We start from the raw sequence: 19,734 nt of genomic DNA, 5'->3' as shown, positions 1-19,734 counted from the left end.
CCCGCGCCCAAGATTTACGGTTGGGCTGTGCAATCCAGCAGGGCCCACCAACATTAGGAGCAAACCCATGGCGCTAGAGCGTACTTTTTCGATCATCAAACCAGATGCAACCAAGCGTAACCTGACAGGCAAAATCATTGCCAAGTTCGAAGACGCAGGCCTGCGCGTTGTTGCATCCAAGCGTATCCAAATGACTTTGGCACAAGCCCAAGAATTTTACGGCGTCCACTCTGAGCGCCCGTTTTTTGGCGAATTGTGCGACTTCATGATTTCTGAGCCAGTTGTTGTTCAGGTTCTTGAAGGCGAAGGCGCAATCGCGAAAAATCGCGAAGTTATGGGCGCAACCAACCCTGCAGACGCAGCACCGGGCACAATCCGCGCTGAATTTGCACAAAGCGTTGGCGAAAATTCGGTCCACGGATCGGACGCACCAGAAACAGCCGCAGTCGAAATCGCGTATTTCTTCTCTGGTCTTGAATTGGTTGGCTAAGCCACATTTTCCAAAGATTTGATCGGGGGCTGGCGTGTTGCGCTGGCCCTTTTTCTTTGCGTCGAGGTTATTTGACCAGAATGCCAATCTGGTTCATCATTTCCTCGAACGCAGACCGATCCTGGTCAAACGCGTCGGCCTTGATGGCGTCGAACCGAACGCGCAGCTGCTTTTTCTCGTCACCTTTGCAGTCATTCCATGGGCGACCTTGCAGCGCCATGACCAGCACATAGTATCCGATAAAGTGCGGTTTGGTGCCAGCCTGTAGCAGGCGACGATAGGCTTCGTCCGCGCCTAAATCGATCAGTGCTTCGGCAGAATGGATGCCGATTTCTGCGCAACTGGCCTCGTAGGCGGGGCCAAGATTACGAATGGAAGAAACAGGAGCCGTCATCGGGCACGTTTAGCCGAGCTGAACAGGCCTGTCATGTCGATGTGGCGAATTACAAGCTGGCGTAATCCGTGATGATTGGTGTCGGTTTGCTTGGTGTTTGTGCTGACACCGGAGTGCGTGCTGCTGCACTGGGGGCCTGTGTCGGAGTTTGTGCTCGTACCATTTTGTGCCTCTTTTCCAAAGGATTTCAAAAGATGTACGTGCAGATAGACACACAAGAATGCCGAGATCATGCCGCAATTGTGGCAAATTTGAGGCATCAGTCAGCATACCTAATATTATACCGGGTTTCTTGCCGGTAGACATCCCCTACATCTATGAAAATACTAGGAAAATTGTCGTTATTTGGGGCGTCAGGCCAACCTTGTGGTTCCAGCGCTATCGCTGCGTTGGCTTGAGATTTACTGCCAAATGTGCGGTTTTTTGCCAAATCAGGCAGGCCAGATCCGGCATAAACCTGTAGACCGGGTTCTGTTGTTGTGATGTCTAACGTTAATCCGTCGACGGCGGTTAGGCTTGCGGCAAGATGTGGGATGCTGCGGCGGCCATTGGCCAAACAATAGTTGTGATCAAGCTGGGATGCTGCGCCGATTGGCTCTGCATTCCGAAAATCAAACGGCGTGTCCGCGACGGTTTCTATCGCCCCCGTAGGCAGTCCAAGAGCATCAACTGGCAAGAAATGTTGCGCTGCTAATGTAAGTTTTGCCCGCGCCAGATCCGTTTCCAACGTCCAATAGGGGTGGTGCGCGATGTTCATCGGGGTCTTGGCGTCGCTGCTGGCTGAAATATTGACCTGCAACCCGCTACGATCTAGCAGATATTCGACTGTAATAGTGCGATTTCCAGGTAGGCCGCAGGCTTGGTCTGCGAGCATGCATTCGAATAAAACTTGATTTGATTGTTGGTAAACGACACTCCATCGGTGCGCATGCAGGCCATCATCGCCCGAATGCAGCGTTGTTTCGCCATTTTCATTGCGCGGCATTTGATGGGTCTGGGACGAAATTTGAACGCATCCATTGGTAATACGATTGGCCACAGGACCAACCATTGCGCCTGCGTAAATTGGAATCGTCAAATGGTCTGATGGGTCTTTGAAGCCAAGCACCAAATCCCGGTCATGGTATTGGAACCTGCTAAGGGTTGCGCCCAAAGGTAGAAGACGGGCAGTAAATGGACCGCAGGAAATTTCGATTGCATCATTCATGAGATACATGATTGGCGCAAATCGCTGGCCGACGCCAGCCATTTGCAACTTGACCAAAGGTGCAAAACCGCGCTCTTTGCACAAAAGCGAACCGAGCCAAAAGAGGATGCAAGATGCCTGAGAATGACCATGTATCGACGCATGACGCACCCGAAGATGTGCGCAATGCCGACATTTTGATTTACGTTGATGGTAAATTGGTTCCGCGCGAACAGGCGGTGGTGTCGGTCTATGACAGTGGTTTTATGTTAGGGGACGGTATCTGGGAAGGTATGCGTATTTACGACGGGCATATCGCGTTCATGGACGAACATTTGGACCGCTTGTTCGAGGCGGCGCTGTATATCGATCTGGATATTGGCATGACCCGGCGAGAACTAGTTCAAGCTGTTCAGGAAGTTCTGTCGGCAAATCAAATGCAAACAGACGCACATATTCGATTGATGGTCACCCGCGGGAAGAAGCGGAAACCATTTCAACACCCGCATCTTAGTGTTTTTGGATCAACAATTGTTATCATTGCAGAGCATTCCAAGCCCGACGACAGTGTGATCGAAAAGGGAATTCGTCTTCACACCGTGCCGCATCATCGTGGATTGCCTCTTACACAAGACGCTAAGTTAAATTCACATTCCAAACTGAACTGCATTATTGCGCTCAATCATGCCATCCGTGCAGGGGCAGACGAAGCATTAATGCTCGACCCGTTTGGTTTTGTGAACACAACCAACGCGTGCAATTTCTTTATTGTCAAAAGAGGCCAAGTTTGGACATCGACAGGGGACTTTTGCATGAATGGCATTACGCGCCAAAAAGTTATTGATATTTGCCGTAAAAACGAAATTCCTGTGTTTGAGCGTAACTTTTCTTTGGTAGACACTTACAGTGCTGACGAAGTGTTTTTGACAGGTACATTTGGAGCACAGACCCCAGTTTTCGAAATCGACGGTCGAGTAATTGGAGGCCGAAAGGCCGGCCCAATTTTTCATCGAATTCGAGAACTGTACAAAGATATGATAGCGTCAGAACTGTAAGCTGTATTTTAGCAGTGAAGTATACAAACTGGTACGTCGGACTTTGTTAAAATAGATCAATGTTTCCGCTTTGGTGTGTGCTAGTTTGTATCTGTTTTCCTTGAACCAAAGCTCGCGTCGTCTCCAGCTTCAAGCTATCGACAAACTCTGTTTGTTTCCGGCACCCTCTACTGAGATAGCTTAGTAAGGTTGCTGTATCGGTCATGGATTGGTGCAAGTAGTCAAGGTTTTGGACATCCTGAAACATGTTGGTGTCATTTGCCAATACCTCATTGAAATGATCAGAAACTGCTGTTTCAGTAATAGCCAACGTTTCTGCCAAATGTGTCATGTGGTTTGCAACACGTGCCAAAACAACGTCAATTAACAAGTCTGTTTCCAAAGATGTAGGGCTTGTCATATCTAAAGTGGCCCAACCACAGTTTCGATGCATTGTCGAAGGGCAGCAGGTTCAAAGGGTTTCTTCAGAAAATTGTTCATGCCCAATTTTCTCCCGTGATCAATGATCTGTTGCTCTGCGCGCCCCGTGATCAGAATGAATCCAACGCCTTTTGTTTTAGCGCCATTGCGCAATTGGTGCAGTAACTGAAGACCATCCATGTTCGGCATGTTGTAGTCGGAAATGACGAGATGAACCGGTGCTCTTGCTAAAATGCGGAGCGCATCAGATCCATCTTCTGCAGTCGACACATGCTGCACGCCGCATGCATCAAGCGCCTGCGTAATCAAGCCTCGGCTTGTGGACATGTCATCAACAACCATTATTCTGATCTGGTCTCGCAAGGCCATTTGGGGTCCACTTCTGATGTATTCGGTCGGTTCGAAATTTCGGTGAGTATTTTAGTAAAGATCAATGAATTTTGTTGCAGCTAAGCAGATGCGTTTTTCCTGTTGTGGTGTTTTCAGGAGCAACAGATTAGGACGCATCAGTTACGCAGCATCTAGAGACTCGAATTCAAGTACACTAGCGAGATTCAGGACGCGGATCATCCTTTCGTCCCTTAATGTCAAAGCCTTGATTACGCCGGTTCCTCTGGTTCCACCAACCTCAGGTGGCGGGCGTAGATCATCGTCTGATAAGGCAATGATGTCTGAAACCGCGTCTACCAAAAGGCCTGTCATATTTTCATTGTGTTTGACCACGATTATTACATTTCGGTCTGTATGTTCACTTGACCCCATACCCAAGCGTTCTGCCAAGTCCATTACTGGCAATACAGTTCCACGAAGATTGATCACACCTTTCATGTAGGCAGGTGCATGCGGCAGAGGTGTTGTCTTGGTCCAACCTCTAATTTCACGCACGCACATGATATCTAGTGAATACTCCTGGTCACCTATGCGGAAAGTTAGAAGCTCTGCAGGAGCACTTGTGTCAATGTCATTCATGTTGATATTTTCCATTTTATGACGCTCTTTTGACTGGAGATATTTCTTGGGCTTGATCGATTATGTCTGTTGGATCAAGGATCAAGGCGATTTGCCCATCGCCCAAAATGGTCGCGGCAGCGATACCGGGCGCGCGATAAAAGCTATCGTCCAAACCCTTGATGACGACCTGGCGCTGATCCAGTATTTCATCCACGATTAAAGCCGCGCGGCTGTTGTCTTCATGGGCGATCAGTAAAACAACCGCATCAATGTAGTTGTCCAAAGCTGAGCGGTATCCAAGCGATACGCCGAGGTCGAACAGAGGTACAAATTCTCCGCGGATGCGCACGACATCCAAACCAGGTCGAACTTGATCCAAGTTTGTTTCGGTTAGCGTTAGCGTTTCCACCACAACATTTAGAGGTAAAACCATTGTTTCATCAGCGACCTGAACGACCATTCCATCCAGTACTGCCAGTGTCAGAGGTAGGGATATCGAAAATGTTGTTCCCTTTCCTTCCTGAGATGTGATTGTAATGCGCCCGCCGAGGCCCTGAATTGCCGTTCGAACGACGTCCATTCCAACGCCACGCCCGGAAAGATCGGAGACTTCGCTGGCTGTTGAAAAGCCGGGCAAGAATAGCAAATTGTCGATTTCGCTGTCGCTGAGTGTGGCGTCAGCAGGCACCAACCCTTTGTCGATTGCAATCTGGTGCACTTTTGGACGATTGATGCCGCCACCGTCATCGGAAACTTCAATGACGACCCGCCCAGACCGGTGCGCGGCAGTCAGGGAAATCTTGCCCTGTGGTGGCTTTCCCGATGCTGTGCGTTGATCCGTTGATTCGAGACCATGATCGACGGCATTGCGGATCATGTGTGTTAATGGATCAGCTAGGCGTTCGATGACAGTTTTGTCTACTTCAGTTGTGTCACCTTCGGTATCCAGACGAACGTCCTTGTTCACGGCTGCGGAGGATTCACGGACAATCCGGGACATGCGCTGGAAGAGGGATTTTACTGGTTGCGCGCGGATCATCATGACGCTGTCTTGAATGTCGCGGGTAAGGCGTTGAAACTCTTCAAGTCCGTTCATCGCATCTGAGTGCGGCGAAAGACCCGCAGATTCGAGGCTTTGGGATAGCATCGCTTGGTTGATGACCAGCTCTCCAACCAAGTTAACAAGACGTTCAATACGGTCGAGATCGACCCGAACCACTGATTTTACCGCACTTGGAGTTGGCTTGGGGGGAGGAGGAACTGTTGCCAAAGGGGGGGGCGGAGCGACGTCAAGAACTTCGAGGATTGGCAGAACCTCTAGGGGTGAAAGTTCAGGCGCGAGAGTGCTAAGGTTTTGTTGATCAACTTTGAGCTCGCAAAGACCGTCGACGAATTCGAAGGCAGACATTATTTCATCGATGTCCACATTTGCGGCCAAGACGATATCCCAAGACAAATACGGAGTTTCTGGTGAAATTTGCTCAAGTGGAACCAATTTTTCCGTACAACACGTTACTTCACAAGGCCCAAGGTCTTGAAGAGTGCGTAGGATTAAAAAGGGTTCATTTCCAGTTTCAAAAAGCTCTGCAGTCGGGGCAAAATGAATCTCAAAAACCGGTACATCCAAATCCATGGATAAGTCTGGACCATCCATGTCTAAATCTAGATTGATATTGAGCCCCATAGGTTGAAAATCAATCTGAACTTCGGGCTCGTCTGCTGGTTCCGTTTCACCGATTGAATTGTTCAACAAATCAATGAGTTCACGACCTTGTTCTTCTGGAAAGGCGTCCTCGTCACGGCTGCAACGCACAAGGTCAGAAAGGTGGTCAGCGCATCGAAAAAACAGTTTTAGAATATCGGTGTCGACGTCCAAGGTATCTGAGCGCACTGCGTCCATTACAGTTTCGTAACGGTGCGCAAAGCGAACCAACGTTTCTAACCCAAACGCTCCGGCACCACCTTTGATCGAATGAACCGCACGAAAGACGACGTTGATAGTTTCGGAATCCGAACCACCATTTTCGATCTCTTGCAAGCCATCCTGCATTGCCTCAAGCAGTTCTTCACATTCGATAAAGAAAGAACCGCGAATCTCGGCCATTGGGTCTGGTGCATCAGTCATTGCGTTGTGTCCTAGCCTGCAACCATTTGAAGAGCTTTGATTAGTTTTGCCGGGTCAAATGGCTTTACGATCCAACCGGTGGCACCTGCAGTGCGCGCACGTATTTTCAGCTCTGGTGCCGCTTCGGTCGTGAGCACCAGAATGGGCGTCGCACGATGATCTTCTTGGGTGCGCACGGCACTGATAAACTCGAATCCATCCATACGCGGCATGTTGATATCGGTGATGATTGCGTCAGGCATCTTGCCTTCCAGCACTTCAACGCCGTGCACGCCGTCATCGGCCGTATGCACCGTAAATCCGGCAGGTTCCAAGGCGAGGCGGATCATTTCGCGCATTGTGCGGCTGTCATCGACCGCAAGTATTTCAAGGCTCATACTCGGCCCTCCATTATAGAACTGAGTGTTAAACCCATCGATCCCAATTGGGTTTCGATGCGTTCATTTGTATTGATAATGTCCAATGATCCGCCCGCTGCGGTGCTGCGAATGCCGGCAGCCATCAGTGCTTGGGCGCAAAGCGCGCCAATGTGGGTCACCTCGCTGGCATCCAGAACCGTGGGACTGCTTTTGGGGATTGATAGCAGATGCGCGACCAAACCCTGTGAGGCGGATAGGTCGAGGCGCGAGGCAAGCTTGAAGGGGTCACTCATACGTGCACCCTTGTGGCCAAGCAAACGCACCCAAAGACATCGTGTTCATCAAAATCTCCCTCATTCGGATCAAGAGTGAAGCAGATGTAGCGGACTGTGCGTTAAGACAGGGTTACTCAAACTCGCGATAGCATTGATTTTTTGAAAATCGGCTTCCAACACGTAAACAAAAAGCCCCGCCGCAGAATTGCAACGGGGCTTAATCGTTTGAAAAGAGGGTGGTTTTTAGCCGCGGCGGCGACCACCTGTACGACCAGCGCGACCGCGACCTTCTTGACCGGCTTTTGGGGCGATCTTGTTGGCTTTGATCCACTCGGACCCGTGCGCGTCGTTGTCAGTGAGGAAATTGGCGGCGCGAATGGCTTCCATTTCCTTGCCCGATTGTGGCTTGGTCGACCCCATTCCGAACATCTGCACAAAGGCTTCGTCGGTCATGTCCGCTGGCAAAACGATACCCGCGGCTTCGACTTCGGCCTTTTTCTCTTCGATCTTTTTAGGGCCGATGGGCAAGGCCACCGGGTTCATGATCGCAGAGGTCATGCCAGCCGCCATCGCCATTGGCAGGAACGCGTTGTTGATGCCGTGACGGTTGGGCAAACCGAACGAGATGTTCGATGCGCCACAGGTCGTGTTCACGCCCAATTCTTCGCGCAAACGACGCACCAAGGCGAACACTTGCAAGCCGGCAGTGCCCATCGCGCCAATCGGCATCACCAGTGGGTCGACCACGATGTCATGCGCAGGAATGCCGAAATCAGCGGCGCGTTCGACGATCTTTTTGGCAACGGCAAAACGCACGTCAGGGTCTTCGGAAATACCGGTGTCATCGTTGGAAATCGCCACAACCGGAACGTTGTATTTCTTGACCAGTGGCAGGACCAACTCCATGCGATCTTCTTCGCCGGTGACGGAATTCAGCAGCGGGCGACCTTCGGCAGCGGCGAGGCCATTTTCCAAGGCACCGGGTACCGAACTGTCGATGCACAGCGGGATGTCGACGATGGCCTGAACCCGTTCGATCAGTTCTTTCATCAAAGTGGGCTCAACAAAGTTGTTGTCCGCATAACGTGGATCTTCGGCCATTTTGTTGGAAAACACAGCGCCCGAATTCACGTCCAGAATGTTGGCACCGGCCATGACTTGGGCCACGGCGTCAGCCTCAACGCGGGAAAAATCGCCGCGTTCCAGTTCTTCGGACAGGATTTTGCGGCCCGTGGGGTTGATACGTTCACCAATGACGCAGAACGGCTGGTCAAAGCCGATAATGGCAGTTTTGGTTTTGGATTCGACGATCGTGCGCGTCATAGATGTGTCCTTAAATATGCGTGAATTACGCGTCGTTCATGGGTGTTGCAGCAGAACCGCCGTTTTCGATGGCCCAAGTGGCGTTGGTCTTGATGCCACCCAGTGGAAAGAAATGGACCTGCTCGATGTTGAAATCAGGGTTGGCAGCTTTGTGCGCGGCCAGCTCTGAAATCACTTCGGTCGGCTCAAACGGCAAAAGCAGTTTGGTGACGTCCTTGGCGCGGCGTTGCAGCACACGCAAAGAGGGGCCAACACCGCAAGCAATGGCGAATTTGATCATGGTTTGTAGCTTGGCTGGACCGGCAATACCAATGTGGATCGGCAGATCAATGCCGGCATCCTTAAGGTTATCGGCCCATTCAATGATCGGACCTGCCTCGAATGCGAACTGCGTGGCCAGAGCCATTTTCGCATCCGTCCGGTTCGAGAAATCCTGTTTCCAACGCAGCGCGTCATCGACGTTTTTCATCCCACCAGAGGGATCAATGTCTTTGTTGCCCTCAGGGTGACCTGCAACGTGCAAACGTTTGAAGCCTGCCTTGTCGAATGCACCACTGTCCAACAGCTGCATCGAGCTTTCGAAATCACCGTGTGGTTTGTCGACGCCGCCGGCCAGCAGCAAGGCTTGGTTCACGCCAGCCTCACCAGCATAGCGCGCGATCCAGTCGTTCAGCATTGCTTGGTCGGCAATGATGCGCGCGGGGAAATGCGGCATCACGTCAAAGCCTTCGGCGTTCAACCGCTTGGCGGTGTCAACCATCTCGTCGATCGGCGTGCCTTCGATGTGGGCGATGTAAACGCGGGTGCCTTTGGGCAAGATGTCCGCGAAATTATCAACCTTAGCGGCGGTGCGCGGCATCACTTCGATGGAATAGCCTTGCAAAAAGGCCTCGACTTCGGCGCTAAGCGCACCGGACACCGGACCTTCGGGAGTTTTCTTGCGGAAGTTCAGCAAAGCCATCAGCTTTCCTTTCAAACTGTTAGGATCAAGACCAGCCATCGTTTGCAATCAATTGCTTAAGACGATCCTGGTCGTATTCGGTGTGCAGGCGGGTGGCTTCGGCCTCGACGATGTCATCGGGGTCGCCGTCAACAGAATAAGGGGCTGCCTTGCGCCATTCCGCCAGATACGCATCGGCGTCTTTGGCGTTCACTTTCATGGCGGCACGGTCAATCGCTTGCTCAAAGCGTTCCTCAAGCTGGCGCTTTGATCCACGACGTCCTTTGCCCACAATCACTTGGGCTGGAATGTCGCGCCAATATACAATGGTGACGTCTGGCATGTGGTGATTCCTCGATGTTCCCTTTGGCCTAACTAATTCACGCAGCAGCAATCATGGCGCCGTTTTTCGACAGAAACGCGGCCATGAGCGACCTTTGATCCTGCCGTCTGGATATTCTGTTGCGTGCAAGGCTGCCAGTGGCGGTGGCTATCATAATCTTCATGGTCATAATGAGGACAAGCATGCGTACAACTGCCGGTATTATCGCGCCAATCAATCAAGACAGTGCCTTGCGCCGGAGGGTCGCAACACATATCCTTGCCCCAACTCTATATGAAAGGCGCGAACCATGGCGCCAAAGCGTCCCGATGGTGCGGGCGCGCTCGAACATAGTAAGGCTCTGAGCCCTGCACCGGTGAAACCCGGGTCCTCGACGTTGTATGCAGCGCTGGATCTGGGAACGAACAGTTGCCGCATGCTAATTGCACAGCCCAAGGGCAGTGGGTTTCATGTGGTTGATAGTTTTTCCAAGTCTGTCCAATTGGGCGCAGGGTTGGAAAAGACCGGGCGATTGTCGCGCGGATCGATGACGCGCACGATACAGGCGCTGCGTATCTGTCAGCAAAAACTGCGCAAACACAAAGTCAAACGGATGCGATTGGTCGCAACCGAAGCCTGTAGGCGCGCGCTGAATGCATCCGAGTTTATCAAACGGGTGCACCGCGAAACCGGCCTGCGCCTCGATATTATCGAAACCGAAGAAGAGGCGCGTCTGGCCGCGATTTCCTGTGCGCCGCTTGTCAGCCGGAAAACCGAAAACCTGTTGGTGGTTGATATCGGCGGTGGTTCAACCGAGCTGGTCTGGATCGACATGAGCGGCGTGCCGAAAAAGCAGCGTGCGCAATCGGTGATGCGTTTGCAATCGGGGTTCGGGGCAGGGACCGACAACCTGCCAGCGGCGCGTGTTATCGACTGGATCAGTGTGCCCTTGGGCGTTGCAACCCTGCGTGACCAGTTCAACGATGTCGAAGACGATGCAGCCCGTTTCGCCTTGATGAGCTGGTTTTTCGAGGAAAACCTCGCGGACTTTTCGCCCTATCACGACACCAAAGCCCGCGAGCGGTTCCAGATCGTCGGCACCTCGGGCACTGTGACCACGGTTGCCGCCAGCCACCTGAACCTGCGCCGCTATGATCGCACCAAAGTCGACGGGCTGTCGATGTCGTCGGCCCAGATCGACAAAGTCATCCAAAGCTATCTGGACATGGGCCCCACCGGCCGTCGCGCTGATCCACGCATTGGCCAGGACCGTCAGGCGTTGATCATGTCGGGGGCCGCAATCTTGCAAGCCCTGATGCGCTGCTGGCCCACAGACAGGTTGTCAGTTGCGGATCGCGGTCTGCGCGAGGGCCTGTTATACGCACAAATGAGCGCCGATGGCGTCCTTTCAGACGGAGCCTTGTAAAATGGCAAAGACCCCAAAACCGCCCGTAACCCCAAGCGGCAATTCCAAAACGCCAACGGGCAAAAACGATTCAGGGCGTGGACAACGCGACCTGAAGGTCAAAGTCAAAACCGCACGCGGGCGTTCTAATTCGTCGACGCGCTGGTTGTTGCGCCAGCTGAACGACCCGTATGTCAAACGCGCCAAGGCCGAAGGCTATCGTGGGCGCGCGGCGTTCAAGATCATGGATCTGGACGATAAATTCCGGTTTCTGGTGCCTGGCGCGCGCATCGTCGATCTGGGCGCGGCCCCCGGTGGCTGGTGTCAGGTGGCGGTCAAACGCTCTAACATTTTGGGCGAAAAATCCGGCAAAGCCATTGGCACGATTCTAGGCGTCGATTTGCAAGTGATGGAACCGATCGCGGGCTGCGAATTGCACGTGCTTGATTTCATGGACGAAGGCGCTGACGATCAGGTCAAAGAATGGCTTGGCGGTAAAGCGGACGTCGTGATGTCGGACATGGCCGCGTCCTCGTCAGGGCACAAACAGACCGATCACTTGAAAATTATGGCGCTGTGCGAAGCGGCCGCCTATTTTGCGTTCGACGTGCTAGAAGAGGGTGGTACCTTTATCGCCAAGGTTCTGGCGGGCGGCGCTGAAGGCGATTTGCAAAAGGTGCTTAAGCAACGGTTCACCAAGGTGCACAACTTTAAACCGGCGTCATCGCGCTCTGACAGTTCTGAAAAATTTGTTGTGGCATTGGGTTTTAAGGGCGACAGTTAAAGTGAAAATCTGGTTCTAGTTCACGCGCTGCATCGATCGTGCCGCGACACGCTTGATCACGTCCATCTCGTCTTGGTTCACTTTTCTGATGTTAAAATCATGGACACGGGATGCCATGGTTTCGACCACATCGTTCTGCCGCAGCAGTTCAAACAGCCGCGCGTGACGCGGATTTTCTGGATCATGCAAGATTGGCATCGCGGTCCTCTTTTACTGTGCTCGAGGGCGTATCGTCGCGTGCAAATGCGGCGCACAAAGGGCGCGCGCAGGGTCATTTCAGGATGTGTTAGACAGATCAGTGCTGCTCGGTAATAGTGTATGGAACGGGGCCGCAGTGGGTGAAATCCGCGCAACAAAAGGAGACCTGAGATGCATATTGGTGAGGTTTTTCGCGCATTACACCGGCGTGGCGCTCCGTTTGTACTGGCAAATGCCCACGATATCGGCAGCGCTAAGGTTCTGACTGCGTTGGGGGCCGAAGCGATTGGCACCACATCGAACGGTCACGCCTACACACTGGGGCGCCCCGATATGGGCAATGTCACGCGGGACGAGGCAATGGCGCAAGCCCAAGATATCGTGGCCGCGACCCATCTGCCGGTTTCGGGTGATTTCGAAAACGGCTACGGTGTTGACCCTGAAACCGTTGCCGAAACGATCCGCTTGTCCGCTGAAATCGGGCTGGCAGGCGTTTCAATCGAAGACACGGACATGTCGGATCGCGGGTTTTACGACTTTGACTTGGCGGTTGAACGGATCAAAGCCGCGGTATCAGCGGCGCGCGCATTGCCACATGATTTTGTCTTGGTGGCCCGCGCTGATGGCATGATGAACGGTGTCTATAACATAGACGAGGCCCTGCGGCGCTTGCGTGCCTTTGATGCGGCGGGGGCCGACTGCCTGTATGCGCCAATGCCACCATCGCTGGAAGATGTTCAGCGATTGATCGATTGCACGGATAAACCGGTGAACGTGCTGGCAGTGGGGCGTTTTGCAAAAACCACACGGGTCGAATATGCAGCGATGGGGGTGGCGCGGATTTCGCTTGGGTCCGGCCTTGCACGCGTCAGCACGGGGGCTCTAATCAACGCGGCGCGCGCCATTTTGTCTGAGGGTGATTTTACGGACATCCTGACGGCCGCCTCAACGCCGGATATCGAAGCGTTGTTGTTAAAAGATCAGCCACTCTGATCTCTTTTAAAAACGAAAATCCCAACGTTGTTTTTTGATAAAGGTTGTTTTTTTGATAAAGGCAGGGCGCCGTCTATTTATGGCAAATTGAACGAATACGATTGGACAAAACGTGAACGCGCTAACCAATGGTCAACCGCTTTTCGTTATCTTCATCGAAAGTAGGATCAACCATTTTGAGGTTAAGTCATGTTACAAGTTGCAGAAACGCGAACGCCAATTTTTGGAAGGCAGCCTAATGCCTTGAAAACATTGATTTTGGACGATGATGCATTTGATCGCAAACGTATCAGACGTTTTACAGAAAAAGCAGGACTGCAACTGGATGTAGCAGAAGTGTGTTCTATCACTGAAATGGCCAATCAGCTGGATGAAAACACCTTTGATGTGATCATGATCGACTATCATTTGGCGGATGAGGACGGGTTGCAGGCGCTTAAAGTGATCCAAGATCACAAAGCGAACAAAGAGGCGGCAACGATCATGGTGACCGGGCAAAGCCAAACAGACGTTGCCGTATCCGCGTTTCGCCAAGGTTGCAGTGACTTTTTACAAAAGGATGATTTGTCGCCTGCGGTGATCCACGATGTTTTCGTGAAAGCGATGCAGCAAATTGAACTGCGCCGAAACCTGCTGAACCCCGACCCACGAGACATGCGGGACTTGATTCAGACTGCTCTTCAGGACGGTGGTATGCGTGATATGATTCAGTCCGCATTGTCCGAAGGGCTGCGCAACTCGATTTCATCAACCGGTGTTTCAGTCAGCAGCCCGCAATATTCGGATCATTTTCTTGAGGGTTTCCTGCGCGAAGATGAATTTGTCTTTAAGAATTGACGTGATTGGCGGCTGACGGCGAGCCTTAAGGCTCGTCCGGAATTGGACCGGGCGGGAGCTGATTTTGCGAGGCTTCCTGCGCTGCTGCTGATGCCGCGCGGCGTTGATCCGGGGTCAGATCGTCGCCACCTTCGATTTCGACCTTCACGTTGCGTTCGGCCATACGAATTCCGTTGGCATCAAAAATGTCGCGCACGCCCTGATAGGCATCACGGCGCACAAGCCATTGTTCGCCCGGACGCGTCATGAATTTCACGCCGACAACCATGTTGAATTCTTCCATGCGCCGGACGCCCTGCGACTTTAACGTCTCCAGGATGCTGTCGCCGTAAACTTCGTTCGCTTTCAATTCCGCGCCAACTTTCTTGATCAGCTTTTTGACCAGCCGTAAATCCGTGTCGAACGGCACGCGGAATTCAAGCTTCATAATCACCCAATCACGCGAATGGTTGGTCATCGATTTCAGCTCACCAAAGGGCAGGGTGTGCACGGCACCGCGGTGATGGCGAATTTGCAGAGAACGGATCGAAATTTTCTCAACGTTGCCACGCAGCTGATCAATTTCAACATATTCACCGACGCGAAACGCATCATCGATCAAAAAGAAAATCCCGGACACGACGTCTTTGACCAGTGATTGCGCGCCAAATCCAATGGCAATGCCTAACACCGAAGCGCCGGCAATAATCGGCGCGATGTTGACACCAACTGACGACAAAATCGACATGATAACGATGGCTAGTAACGTGACCATCAACACCACGCGCAATAGCGGCAACAGTGTCGCCATGCGGGCTTCGGGACCGGGCGCTGATCCATCAACCGGAGGTGAATAGGCTGAAAGGCGACGATCAATTGCGGTCTTGGCCCAAACCCAAACAAGATCAGCAATCAGTAACGCGGCGGCACTGTCCAGCAATACGCGAAACACCTGTTGCGCAATATTTGGGCTGTCAGTGGTCACAAAAATCCCGAGATTCCAAATCAAGGCCAGCAACATTCCGACGCAAACAATTGCTGCAAACCGTGCAAGTCGTTGCGCAATCGGGCGGTAGGTTTCGTACGGGTCGATGATTTCGATCACTTCTGGTTCGTCCTCATCAATCAGGGTGATGTGTTCAGCAGCATCCTCAATGGTCGCATCGGGTAGGGGAACTGGATCAGCTTCGACTTTGGCCAGAAAATCGGCGATGGCACGATCAAAAGCCGCATCCACCCAAATGCCGAGCAAGCGCAGAACGGGGATCAATCCGCCAACCAGCGCGACATTCCACATCACGATTTTCATATCAAACAGCCACAGCACAAACGTGATGCAGGCTAAAAAACTGATGTAGGCACACCAACGCCCGTGGCTGCGCGACGCCTGCCCATGCTGGCGTTTCACCATTCGAAAACAGATCGCAATCGCAATCAATGTTGCCGCCAGACAGACCAATCCAAAACCCACGGACATCGCCAAGACGTCCGGAGTTTGCGCGGCCCCAAACTCAGGGTTGGCGAGGCGTTCGAAAACATCGATCAGCGCGATGTAAGCTATGAACAATGCAGCCAGACTGAACAATGTCCGCCCGATGCCGCGCGCCAACGGTGTTTCAATCGGCACCAACCGAAGGGCGGGGACATAAGGGGCGAGAAACAACACAAGCACGGTTCCAAAAACGCGGATGGCAACTATCGTCGCCAGCGCATTGAGGATCATGGAATAAAGCAACGGCGGCCAGTCAAACGCGCCAAAAGCACCGATGCTACCAATTGCAAAAACCATCAAGGCCGACAGCGACAATGCCGCCCGCGAAAAGGCTGCCAAGACACGTTGCGATAGGGTTTCGAATTCACCATGCTCAAGCCGTTTGCGGATCGGATTGGTGTATTGCCGCAGCAGCCATTCGAGCCCGGCACCAAGGAACAAAAAGATCATCACAAATGTCAGGCTGCGCACTTTGCGATTTGGCGTGACCTGTTCTTGCCAGCGCTCGGAAATCATTGTCGGCGCATGCCCTGCTGCTGCCCAAGCGGCCCCCAAATCCTGCACCCGCTGTCCGGTTTTTGCGGCAAAGACTTCGAATTGCTCGCGCACTGAAATTGTTTTGGTTTCGCTTTCAGCGTCAACATCGTCGGCTTGATCTTGGATCCAGGTTTGAATGCGTTGATCCGCCAACAGCCGGGTAAATTCGTGCAGATCGTTTGAAGACGGCGCGTCGATATCACCAACAGCAGCGTCCTGAGCCCAAACCTGTGTGGGCACGCAAAGCATCAAAATCAGCGAAAGGCGCTTGAGCAGACCGATCATGTTGGCACCTCGAACGCAGGGTCGGGCAGAACGGGTTTGTCGTCGTGAAAACTGTAGTCAGCTGGATACATCGGCGCAGTTTCTACTCGCCCGCCCGCCGGCATCACCTGACAGGCCAGCCGCGCATTTTCGGGCGCATTGATCCGTAGCAATGTGCGCGCTTCGAGGGGGGATGGCGGCGGCAGCGGGAATTCCGATTGCAGGATCCGCACAGCGCAGGTGCCGCAACGCCCCCGTCCTTCGCATAGGCTGGCGTGCGATTGGTCGTTCTGGCGAAACCCGTCGAGCATCGTCAGAGCAGAGGTGGAAGGCATCGGTCCAACGCCGTCGCGGATCAAACTGACCCGCTCTGATTTGATCACAGACACACGCACCCAGCGCGCCAAAACTGTCAGGATGCCCAGAACGATTGACCCCCAAATGACGGTTCTTGTGACCTGTTTGATCAGCGCATAATCCACGACAGGAGCGGGCGTCGCGGTATAAGCTGCCTGTTGGTTTTCTGTCGTTTGACGCGGTACCTCGTAAGCTTGTTCTACCTTTGGTGCCTCGGCTTGGGTCAGCACCGCACGACCGGCTTCGGCGTATCCGAGCAGGGCAACAACCGGAACGGCCACTGCCAGCGGATACAGCCAGCCCAATATGTTGCGTGCATTTTCCTTGGACCGAAGCCACGTGAACAGACCTGCACAGCCATGCACCCAAACAACCGCAAGCATTACCACCTGCACCAAACCCAACGTCGGTTGGCTGAGCCAGAACAGCCGAATTGTTTGATTGAAACTGAAATCGACGCCAAAACCATCCAGCATCGAAATCCCGATGGCATGTGTGGCCAACAGCGGAACGACCAGCAGACCGGTGACCAATTGCACACCGTCCTGCAGGCTCGTGCGTAGGGTCGGGCGCTTGTAAATTGCCCACAATCCTAGTGCAAAATGGACAAGCAACGACAGCGACAACAATTGCCCCATGACCGGGCCTGTCCATGTTCCGGTCAAATAAGGTCGTGCAATATCCATCGCTTGGATCGAAATAAGACCAAGGCTGAGATTGATCAGGTGACTGGTAACATACGCCAACAAATACAGCCCCGACGTGATGCGTGCGGCGCGAATGATCAGACCCGCATTGTAGCCTGCACCCTTTGTCTGTGTCGTTTGCATGTTCATGCGCCCCCCAGCGTTTGTCCCTGTGCGACACTCGACAATCCGGCCTTGCGACGCAACCCAATTGTGTGCGCAAACACGCAGCGCGTGACATTCAAACCGTCGCGCTTTTGTGCAAGAATCGTGTTTTTGCCCCCTTGCCAAGTCAAAAAATTAAACCTAGGGTTGATGCATTCATTTTGAACAATCGACCATTTTTCACGCTATCATTCTATTGTTTTCTGGCTGCAATTTTGTTCAGCCGCTCTCTACCTCAAACGACCTGCGTGAATTGACACCACTTACACCCGTTGCGGCGTGCTATTTTGCGCGCAGCACCGACTATTTTGCGACGCCCGTTCATCCGGGCACCCATTTAAGTCAAAGCATTTTTCAGGAGACTTTTGATGTCCACACTTTCATTTTCAGACATTCAGGACGCGGCAAGTTATGACGTCGCCATCATCGGTGCCGGTATTTCGGGGCTCTATTGTGCATGGCGATTGCTGGACAACGACCCGTCGCTAAAGGTCGCAATTGTTGAACGGCTGAACCGCACCGGTGGTCGTCTGGACACAGACATTATCGATTTCAAAGGCGGCGTGCAGGTGCGCGAAGAAGAAGGCGGCATGCGTTTTAACTACGGCATGCACGAGCTGATGAACCTTATCAAAGCGATGGGGCTGTGCGACGAAATTGTTGATTTCCCGATGGGCAGCGCGGACGACACCAACCGCTATTTCTTGCGCGGTCACAATTTCACGGTCGCGGATGCTGTCGAGTCTGACAACATGATCTGGAGCGAACTTTACGATCTGAAAACCCAAGAGCAGGGCCTGAGCCCCAGCCAGATCGTCACCGTCGCTTTTGACACGATCCTGACCGAAAACGGCATCACCCAAAAAGCAGGCGAGCCGCCGGAATTCTGGACCAAAGTGCGCGAAGTCGTGACGTGGAAGGGCAAAACCCTGAACCAGTGGCAGTTGTGGGGTTTGCTGCGCGACATGGGTTATTCCGAAGAATGTATCCAGATGCTGACCGAAACCATTGGTTTTGCCGGTCCGTTTAAATCGATGGCGAACGCAGGCGACGCGTTGCAGATTCTTGCGGATTTTCCGATTGATCCGCAGTATTTCACCTTTGCCAAAGGGTTTAGCACGCTGCCAAACACTGTTGTTAAGCGTCTGGAGAAAGACCACGGCGGCAATGTCGACATCATGCTGTCGACGAATGTGGATCAAATCGATGATGGCAAAGGGTATCGTTTGTCGATGACGCAAGCCCCTGATCAGCTGAACGCCTCGCCCGTGATCGCGGGCGGCACGGCCAAATCCGTTCGCGCAGATCGCTTGGTAATCGCGGCCGCCACCAAGGGAATGGAGGATTTGTTTATGCAATCGCCGGCCTTGCGCGCCGCGCCCGACGCCCAAAAACTGTGGGACAACATTCATTCTTCGCTGGGGATGAAGTTGATGAAAATCAATCTGTATTTTGACAGCCCGTGGTGGGAAAACGGCCTGTCCCAGCGCCCGCCCGTTCAATTTGGGCCAAGCTTTACCGGATTGCCAATCAATTCGATCTATCCGTTTTATGCGTTGCCCGAAAAAGATCGCGTCGCACGCTGCGACAGTGCAGACGACCAATCCAGCCCTGACATTCGCGGCGATGCGGCGGCGGCACTGACGATCTATTGCGATTTCAACAACACCAATTTTTGGCACGGCTTGCAAAATATCGGCCCGATGTTCTCGTCCGAAATGCAAGACACGCAGAACGCCAAAGTGCCGCAAACGCTGTTTGGCGCGTCCCAAGCGGTTGTTGATCAGGCCCGTGAACAAATCGGCAAGCTGTTTGGCGTGACCTACGTGCCGACGCCAGTTCTGACCAGCTACCGGTTGTGGGACGGGCAAGAGGACTTTGAATTTGCCTATCACCAGTGGCGCTTGAACGTCGAAGACAGTGCTGTGCGCACTTATCTTGCAGCCCCTCGTGACAGTTTGCATTTCTGTAATGAATCGATTTCTGACATGCACGGGTGGGTCAATGGATCACTGCGTTCGGTCAATAACGTGCTTGCGACAGTTGGAATTAACCCGCTGCCTCAGGATCCGTGCACGCCAGTCACAACCGCCAAAGCGGCTGTTGGACCCGAGGCAAAACGTGGACATCGTCGTGTTGGATTGTGGGGCTACTAAGCCTGCCTTTCAGCTCTATTCCCATGTTTGCAAAGGAGAAT

Annotated in this window: 21 protein-coding genes; 7 read left to right on the top strand and 14 right to left on the bottom strand. The window is 52.9% G+C overall.

Features of this window, described 5'->3' with window-relative positions; genetic code table 11:
• The first annotated feature begins 67 nt into the window (after window positions 1-67).
• Window positions 68-490 carry a nucleoside-diphosphate kinase gene (gene ndk, locus ACFIO0_RS08380; protein ID WP_390914892.1) on the top strand — a complete coding sequence of 141 codons (423 nt, stop codon included), beginning with the start codon at window positions 68-70 and terminating at the stop codon, window positions 488-490.
• Between the two features lie 67 nt (window positions 491-557).
• Here the strand turns inward: ndk and ACFIO0_RS08375 are convergent, their stop codons facing one another.
• On the bottom strand, window positions 558-884 hold the full coding sequence (locus ACFIO0_RS08375; RefSeq protein ID WP_390914891.1) for a TfoX/Sxy family DNA transformation protein: 327 nt from the start codon (window positions 882-884) through the stop codon (window positions 558-560).
• Window positions 885-1,143: 259 nt separating this feature from the next.
• Complete coding sequence (locus tag ACFIO0_RS08370; RefSeq protein WP_390914890.1) at window positions 1,144-2,091, bottom strand: aldose epimerase family protein; 948 nt, start codon at window positions 2,089-2,091, stop codon at window positions 1,144-1,146.
• Between the two features lie 113 nt (window positions 2,092-2,204).
• Here ACFIO0_RS08370 and ACFIO0_RS08365 point away from each other — a divergent pair, with 113 nt between their 5' ends.
• Entirely contained in the window at window positions 2,205-3,125 is a 921-nt protein-coding gene (locus tag ACFIO0_RS08365) for an aminotransferase class IV (RefSeq protein WP_390914889.1), read from the top strand.
• Between the two features lie 46 nt (window positions 3,126-3,171).
• Here the strand turns inward: ACFIO0_RS08365 and ACFIO0_RS08360 are convergent, their stop codons facing one another.
• The 9 genes from ACFIO0_RS08360 to ACFIO0_RS08320 all read right to left on the bottom strand — a co-directional run bounded on the left by ACFIO0_RS08360 (window position 3,172) and on the right by ACFIO0_RS08320 (window position 9,861).
• Entirely contained in the window at window positions 3,172-3,495 is a 324-nt protein-coding gene (locus ACFIO0_RS08360; RefSeq protein ID WP_390914888.1) for a hypothetical protein, read from the bottom strand.
• A 32-nt stretch (window positions 3,496-3,527) separates the two neighbouring features.
• The gene (locus ACFIO0_RS08355; protein ID WP_390914887.1) at window positions 3,528-3,914 is read right to left on the bottom strand and encodes a response regulator; all 387 of its coding nucleotides are present in this window, start codon (window positions 3,912-3,914) and stop codon (window positions 3,528-3,530) included.
• Window positions 3,915-4,055: 141 nt separating this feature from the next.
• Window positions 4,056-4,529 (bottom strand): chemotaxis protein CheW, encoded by a 474-nt coding sequence (locus tag ACFIO0_RS08350; protein WP_390914886.1) that lies wholly within the window; start codon window positions 4,527-4,529, stop codon window positions 4,056-4,058.
• A gap of 1 nt (window position 4,530) precedes the next feature.
• Window positions 4,531-6,621, bottom strand: a complete 2,091-nt coding sequence (locus ACFIO0_RS08345) for a chemotaxis protein CheW (protein ID WP_390914885.1) — start codon at window positions 6,619-6,621, stop codon at window positions 4,531-4,533.
• An 11-nt stretch (window positions 6,622-6,632) separates the two neighbouring features.
• Entirely contained in the window at window positions 6,633-6,998 is a 366-nt protein-coding gene (locus ACFIO0_RS08340; protein ID WP_390914884.1) for a response regulator, read from the bottom strand.
• Window positions 6,995-7,273, bottom strand: coding sequence for an STAS domain-containing protein (locus ACFIO0_RS08335; protein WP_390914883.1), 279 nt, complete (start codon window positions 7,271-7,273; stop codon window positions 6,995-6,997). The genes ACFIO0_RS08340 and ACFIO0_RS08335 overlap by 4 nt, the downstream gene beginning before the upstream one ends.
• Window positions 7,274-7,498: 225 nt before the next feature.
• The gene (locus ACFIO0_RS08330) at window positions 7,499-8,578 is read right to left on the bottom strand and encodes a dihydropteroate synthase (protein WP_390914882.1); all 1,080 of its coding nucleotides are present in this window, start codon (window positions 8,576-8,578) and stop codon (window positions 7,499-7,501) included.
• Between the two features lie 25 nt (window positions 8,579-8,603).
• Window positions 8,604-9,539, bottom strand: coding sequence for a methylenetetrahydrofolate reductase (locus tag ACFIO0_RS08325; RefSeq protein WP_390914881.1), 936 nt, complete (start codon window positions 9,537-9,539; stop codon window positions 8,604-8,606).
• A 25-nt stretch (window positions 9,540-9,564) separates the two neighbouring features.
• The gene (locus ACFIO0_RS08320) at window positions 9,565-9,861 is read right to left on the bottom strand and encodes a virulence factor (RefSeq protein WP_390914880.1); all 297 of its coding nucleotides are present in this window, start codon (window positions 9,859-9,861) and stop codon (window positions 9,565-9,567) included.
• A gap of 289 nt (window positions 9,862-10,150) precedes the next feature.
• Between ACFIO0_RS08320 and ACFIO0_RS08315 the strand changes: the two genes are divergently transcribed.
• Together ACFIO0_RS08315 and ACFIO0_RS08310 are read left to right on the top strand one after the other, a co-directional pair.
• The gene (locus ACFIO0_RS08315) at window positions 10,151-11,266 is read left to right on the top strand and encodes a Ppx/GppA phosphatase family protein (protein WP_390914879.1); all 1,116 of its coding nucleotides are present in this window, start codon (window positions 10,151-10,153) and stop codon (window positions 11,264-11,266) included.
• 1 nt (window position 11,267) lies between these two features.
• Window positions 11,268-12,029, top strand: coding sequence for an SAM-dependent methyltransferase (locus tag ACFIO0_RS08310; RefSeq protein WP_390914878.1), 762 nt, complete (start codon window positions 11,268-11,270; stop codon window positions 12,027-12,029).
• 15 nt (window positions 12,030-12,044) lie between these two features.
• On the opposite strand, the gene ACFIO0_RS08305 is transcribed toward ACFIO0_RS08310, so the two are convergent.
• On the bottom strand, window positions 12,045-12,227 hold the full coding sequence (locus tag ACFIO0_RS08305; protein WP_390914877.1) for a hypothetical protein: 183 nt from the start codon (window positions 12,225-12,227) through the stop codon (window positions 12,045-12,047).
• Between the two features lie 171 nt (window positions 12,228-12,398).
• Here ACFIO0_RS08305 and ACFIO0_RS08300 point away from each other — a divergent pair, with 171 nt between their 5' ends.
• Window positions 12,399-13,220: an isocitrate lyase/phosphoenolpyruvate mutase family protein gene (locus ACFIO0_RS08300; RefSeq protein ID WP_390914876.1), complete on the top strand. Its 822-nt coding sequence runs from the start codon at window positions 12,399-12,401 to the stop codon at window positions 13,218-13,220.
• Between the two features lie 243 nt (window positions 13,221-13,463).
• A complete protein-coding gene (locus tag ACFIO0_RS08295) occupies window positions 13,464-14,057 on the top strand; it encodes a response regulator (protein WP_390914875.1) in 594 nt (197 codons plus the stop codon).
• Window positions 14,058-14,082: 25 nt separating this feature from the next.
• Here the strand turns inward: ACFIO0_RS08295 and ACFIO0_RS08290 are convergent, their stop codons facing one another.
• Together ACFIO0_RS08290 and ACFIO0_RS08285 are read right to left on the bottom strand one after the other, a co-directional pair.
• The gene (locus ACFIO0_RS08290) at window positions 14,083-16,350 is read right to left on the bottom strand and encodes a mechanosensitive ion channel domain-containing protein (RefSeq protein ID WP_390914874.1); all 2,268 of its coding nucleotides are present in this window, start codon (window positions 16,348-16,350) and stop codon (window positions 14,083-14,085) included.
• Entirely contained in the window at window positions 16,347-17,516 is a 1,170-nt protein-coding gene (locus tag ACFIO0_RS08285) for a 2Fe-2S iron-sulfur cluster-binding protein (RefSeq protein WP_390914873.1), read from the bottom strand. Before ACFIO0_RS08285 ends, ACFIO0_RS08290 begins: the two co-directional genes overlap by 4 nt.
• Window positions 17,517-17,905: 389 nt before the next feature.
• On the opposite strand from ACFIO0_RS08285, the gene ACFIO0_RS08280 reads away from it, so the two are divergent.
• A complete protein-coding gene (locus ACFIO0_RS08280; RefSeq protein ID WP_390914872.1) occupies window positions 17,906-19,693 on the top strand; it encodes an FAD-dependent oxidoreductase in 1,788 nt (595 codons plus the stop codon).
• Window positions 19,694-19,734: the final 41 nt, after the last annotated feature.

The sequence above is a fragment of the Pseudosulfitobacter sp. SM2401 genome, assembly GCF_042932805.1.
In the GTDB taxonomy this organism is placed as follows: Bacteria; Pseudomonadota; Alphaproteobacteria; order Rhodobacterales; family Rhodobacteraceae; genus Ascidiaceihabitans.
Note: the sequence above shows the minus strand (reverse complement) of the source record. Positions and strands in the feature narration are given on the sequence as shown.

What these genes read in the sequence shown, in the direction of transcription:
- ndk (WP_390914892.1), top strand. Translation starts at nt 68, where the DNA reads ATGGCGCTAGAGCGTACTTTTTCGATCATCAAACCAGATGCAACCAAG.
- ACFIO0_RS08375 (WP_390914891.1), bottom strand. Translation starts at nt 884, where the DNA reads ATGACGGCTCCTGTTTCTTCCATTCGTAATCTTGGCCCCGCCTACGAG.
- ACFIO0_RS08370 (WP_390914890.1), bottom strand. Translation starts at nt 2,091, where the DNA reads ATGAATGATGCAATCGAAATTTCCTGCGGTCCATTTACTGCCCGTCTT.
- ACFIO0_RS08365 (WP_390914889.1), top strand. Translation starts at nt 2,205, where the DNA reads ATGCCTGAGAATGACCATGTATCGACGCATGACGCACCCGAAGATGTG.
- ACFIO0_RS08355 (WP_390914887.1), bottom strand. Translation starts at nt 3,914, where the DNA reads ATGGCCTTGCGAGACCAGATCAGAATAATGGTTGTTGATGACATGTCC.
- ACFIO0_RS08350 (WP_390914886.1), bottom strand. Translation starts at nt 4,529, where the DNA reads ATGGAAAATATCAACATGAATGACATTGACACAAGTGCTCCTGCAGAG.
- ACFIO0_RS08345 (WP_390914885.1), bottom strand. Translation starts at nt 6,621, where the DNA reads ATGACTGATGCACCAGACCCAATGGCCGAGATTCGCGGTTCTTTCTTT.
- ACFIO0_RS08340 (WP_390914884.1), bottom strand. Translation starts at nt 6,998, where the DNA reads ATGAGCCTTGAAATACTTGCGGTCGATGACAGCCGCACAATGCGCGAA.
- ACFIO0_RS08335 (WP_390914883.1), bottom strand. Translation starts at nt 7,273, where the DNA reads ATGAGTGACCCCTTCAAGCTTGCCTCGCGCCTCGACCTATCCGCCTCA.
- ACFIO0_RS08330 (WP_390914882.1), bottom strand. Translation starts at nt 8,578, where the DNA reads ATGACGCGCACGATCGTCGAATCCAAAACCAAAACTGCCATTATCGGC.
- ACFIO0_RS08325 (WP_390914881.1), bottom strand. Translation starts at nt 9,539, where the DNA reads ATGGCTTTGCTGAACTTCCGCAAGAAAACTCCCGAAGGTCCGGTGTCC.
- ACFIO0_RS08320 (WP_390914880.1), bottom strand. Translation starts at nt 9,861, where the DNA reads ATGCCAGACGTCACCATTGTATATTGGCGCGACATTCCAGCCCAAGTG.
- ACFIO0_RS08315 (WP_390914879.1), top strand. Translation starts at nt 10,151, where the DNA reads ATGGCGCCAAAGCGTCCCGATGGTGCGGGCGCGCTCGAACATAGTAAG.
- ACFIO0_RS08310 (WP_390914878.1), top strand. Translation starts at nt 11,268, where the DNA reads ATGGCAAAGACCCCAAAACCGCCCGTAACCCCAAGCGGCAATTCCAAA.
- ACFIO0_RS08305 (WP_390914877.1), bottom strand. Translation starts at nt 12,227, where the DNA reads ATGCCAATCTTGCATGATCCAGAAAATCCGCGTCACGCGCGGCTGTTT.
- ACFIO0_RS08300 (WP_390914876.1), top strand. Translation starts at nt 12,399, where the DNA reads ATGCATATTGGTGAGGTTTTTCGCGCATTACACCGGCGTGGCGCTCCG.
- ACFIO0_RS08290 (WP_390914874.1), bottom strand. Translation starts at nt 16,350, where the DNA reads ATGATCGGTCTGCTCAAGCGCCTTTCGCTGATTTTGATGCTTTGCGTG.
- ACFIO0_RS08285 (WP_390914873.1), bottom strand. Translation starts at nt 17,516, where the DNA reads ATGCAAACGACACAGACAAAGGGTGCAGGCTACAATGCGGGTCTGATC.
- ACFIO0_RS08280 (WP_390914872.1), top strand. Translation starts at nt 17,906, where the DNA reads ATGTCCACACTTTCATTTTCAGACATTCAGGACGCGGCAAGTTATGAC.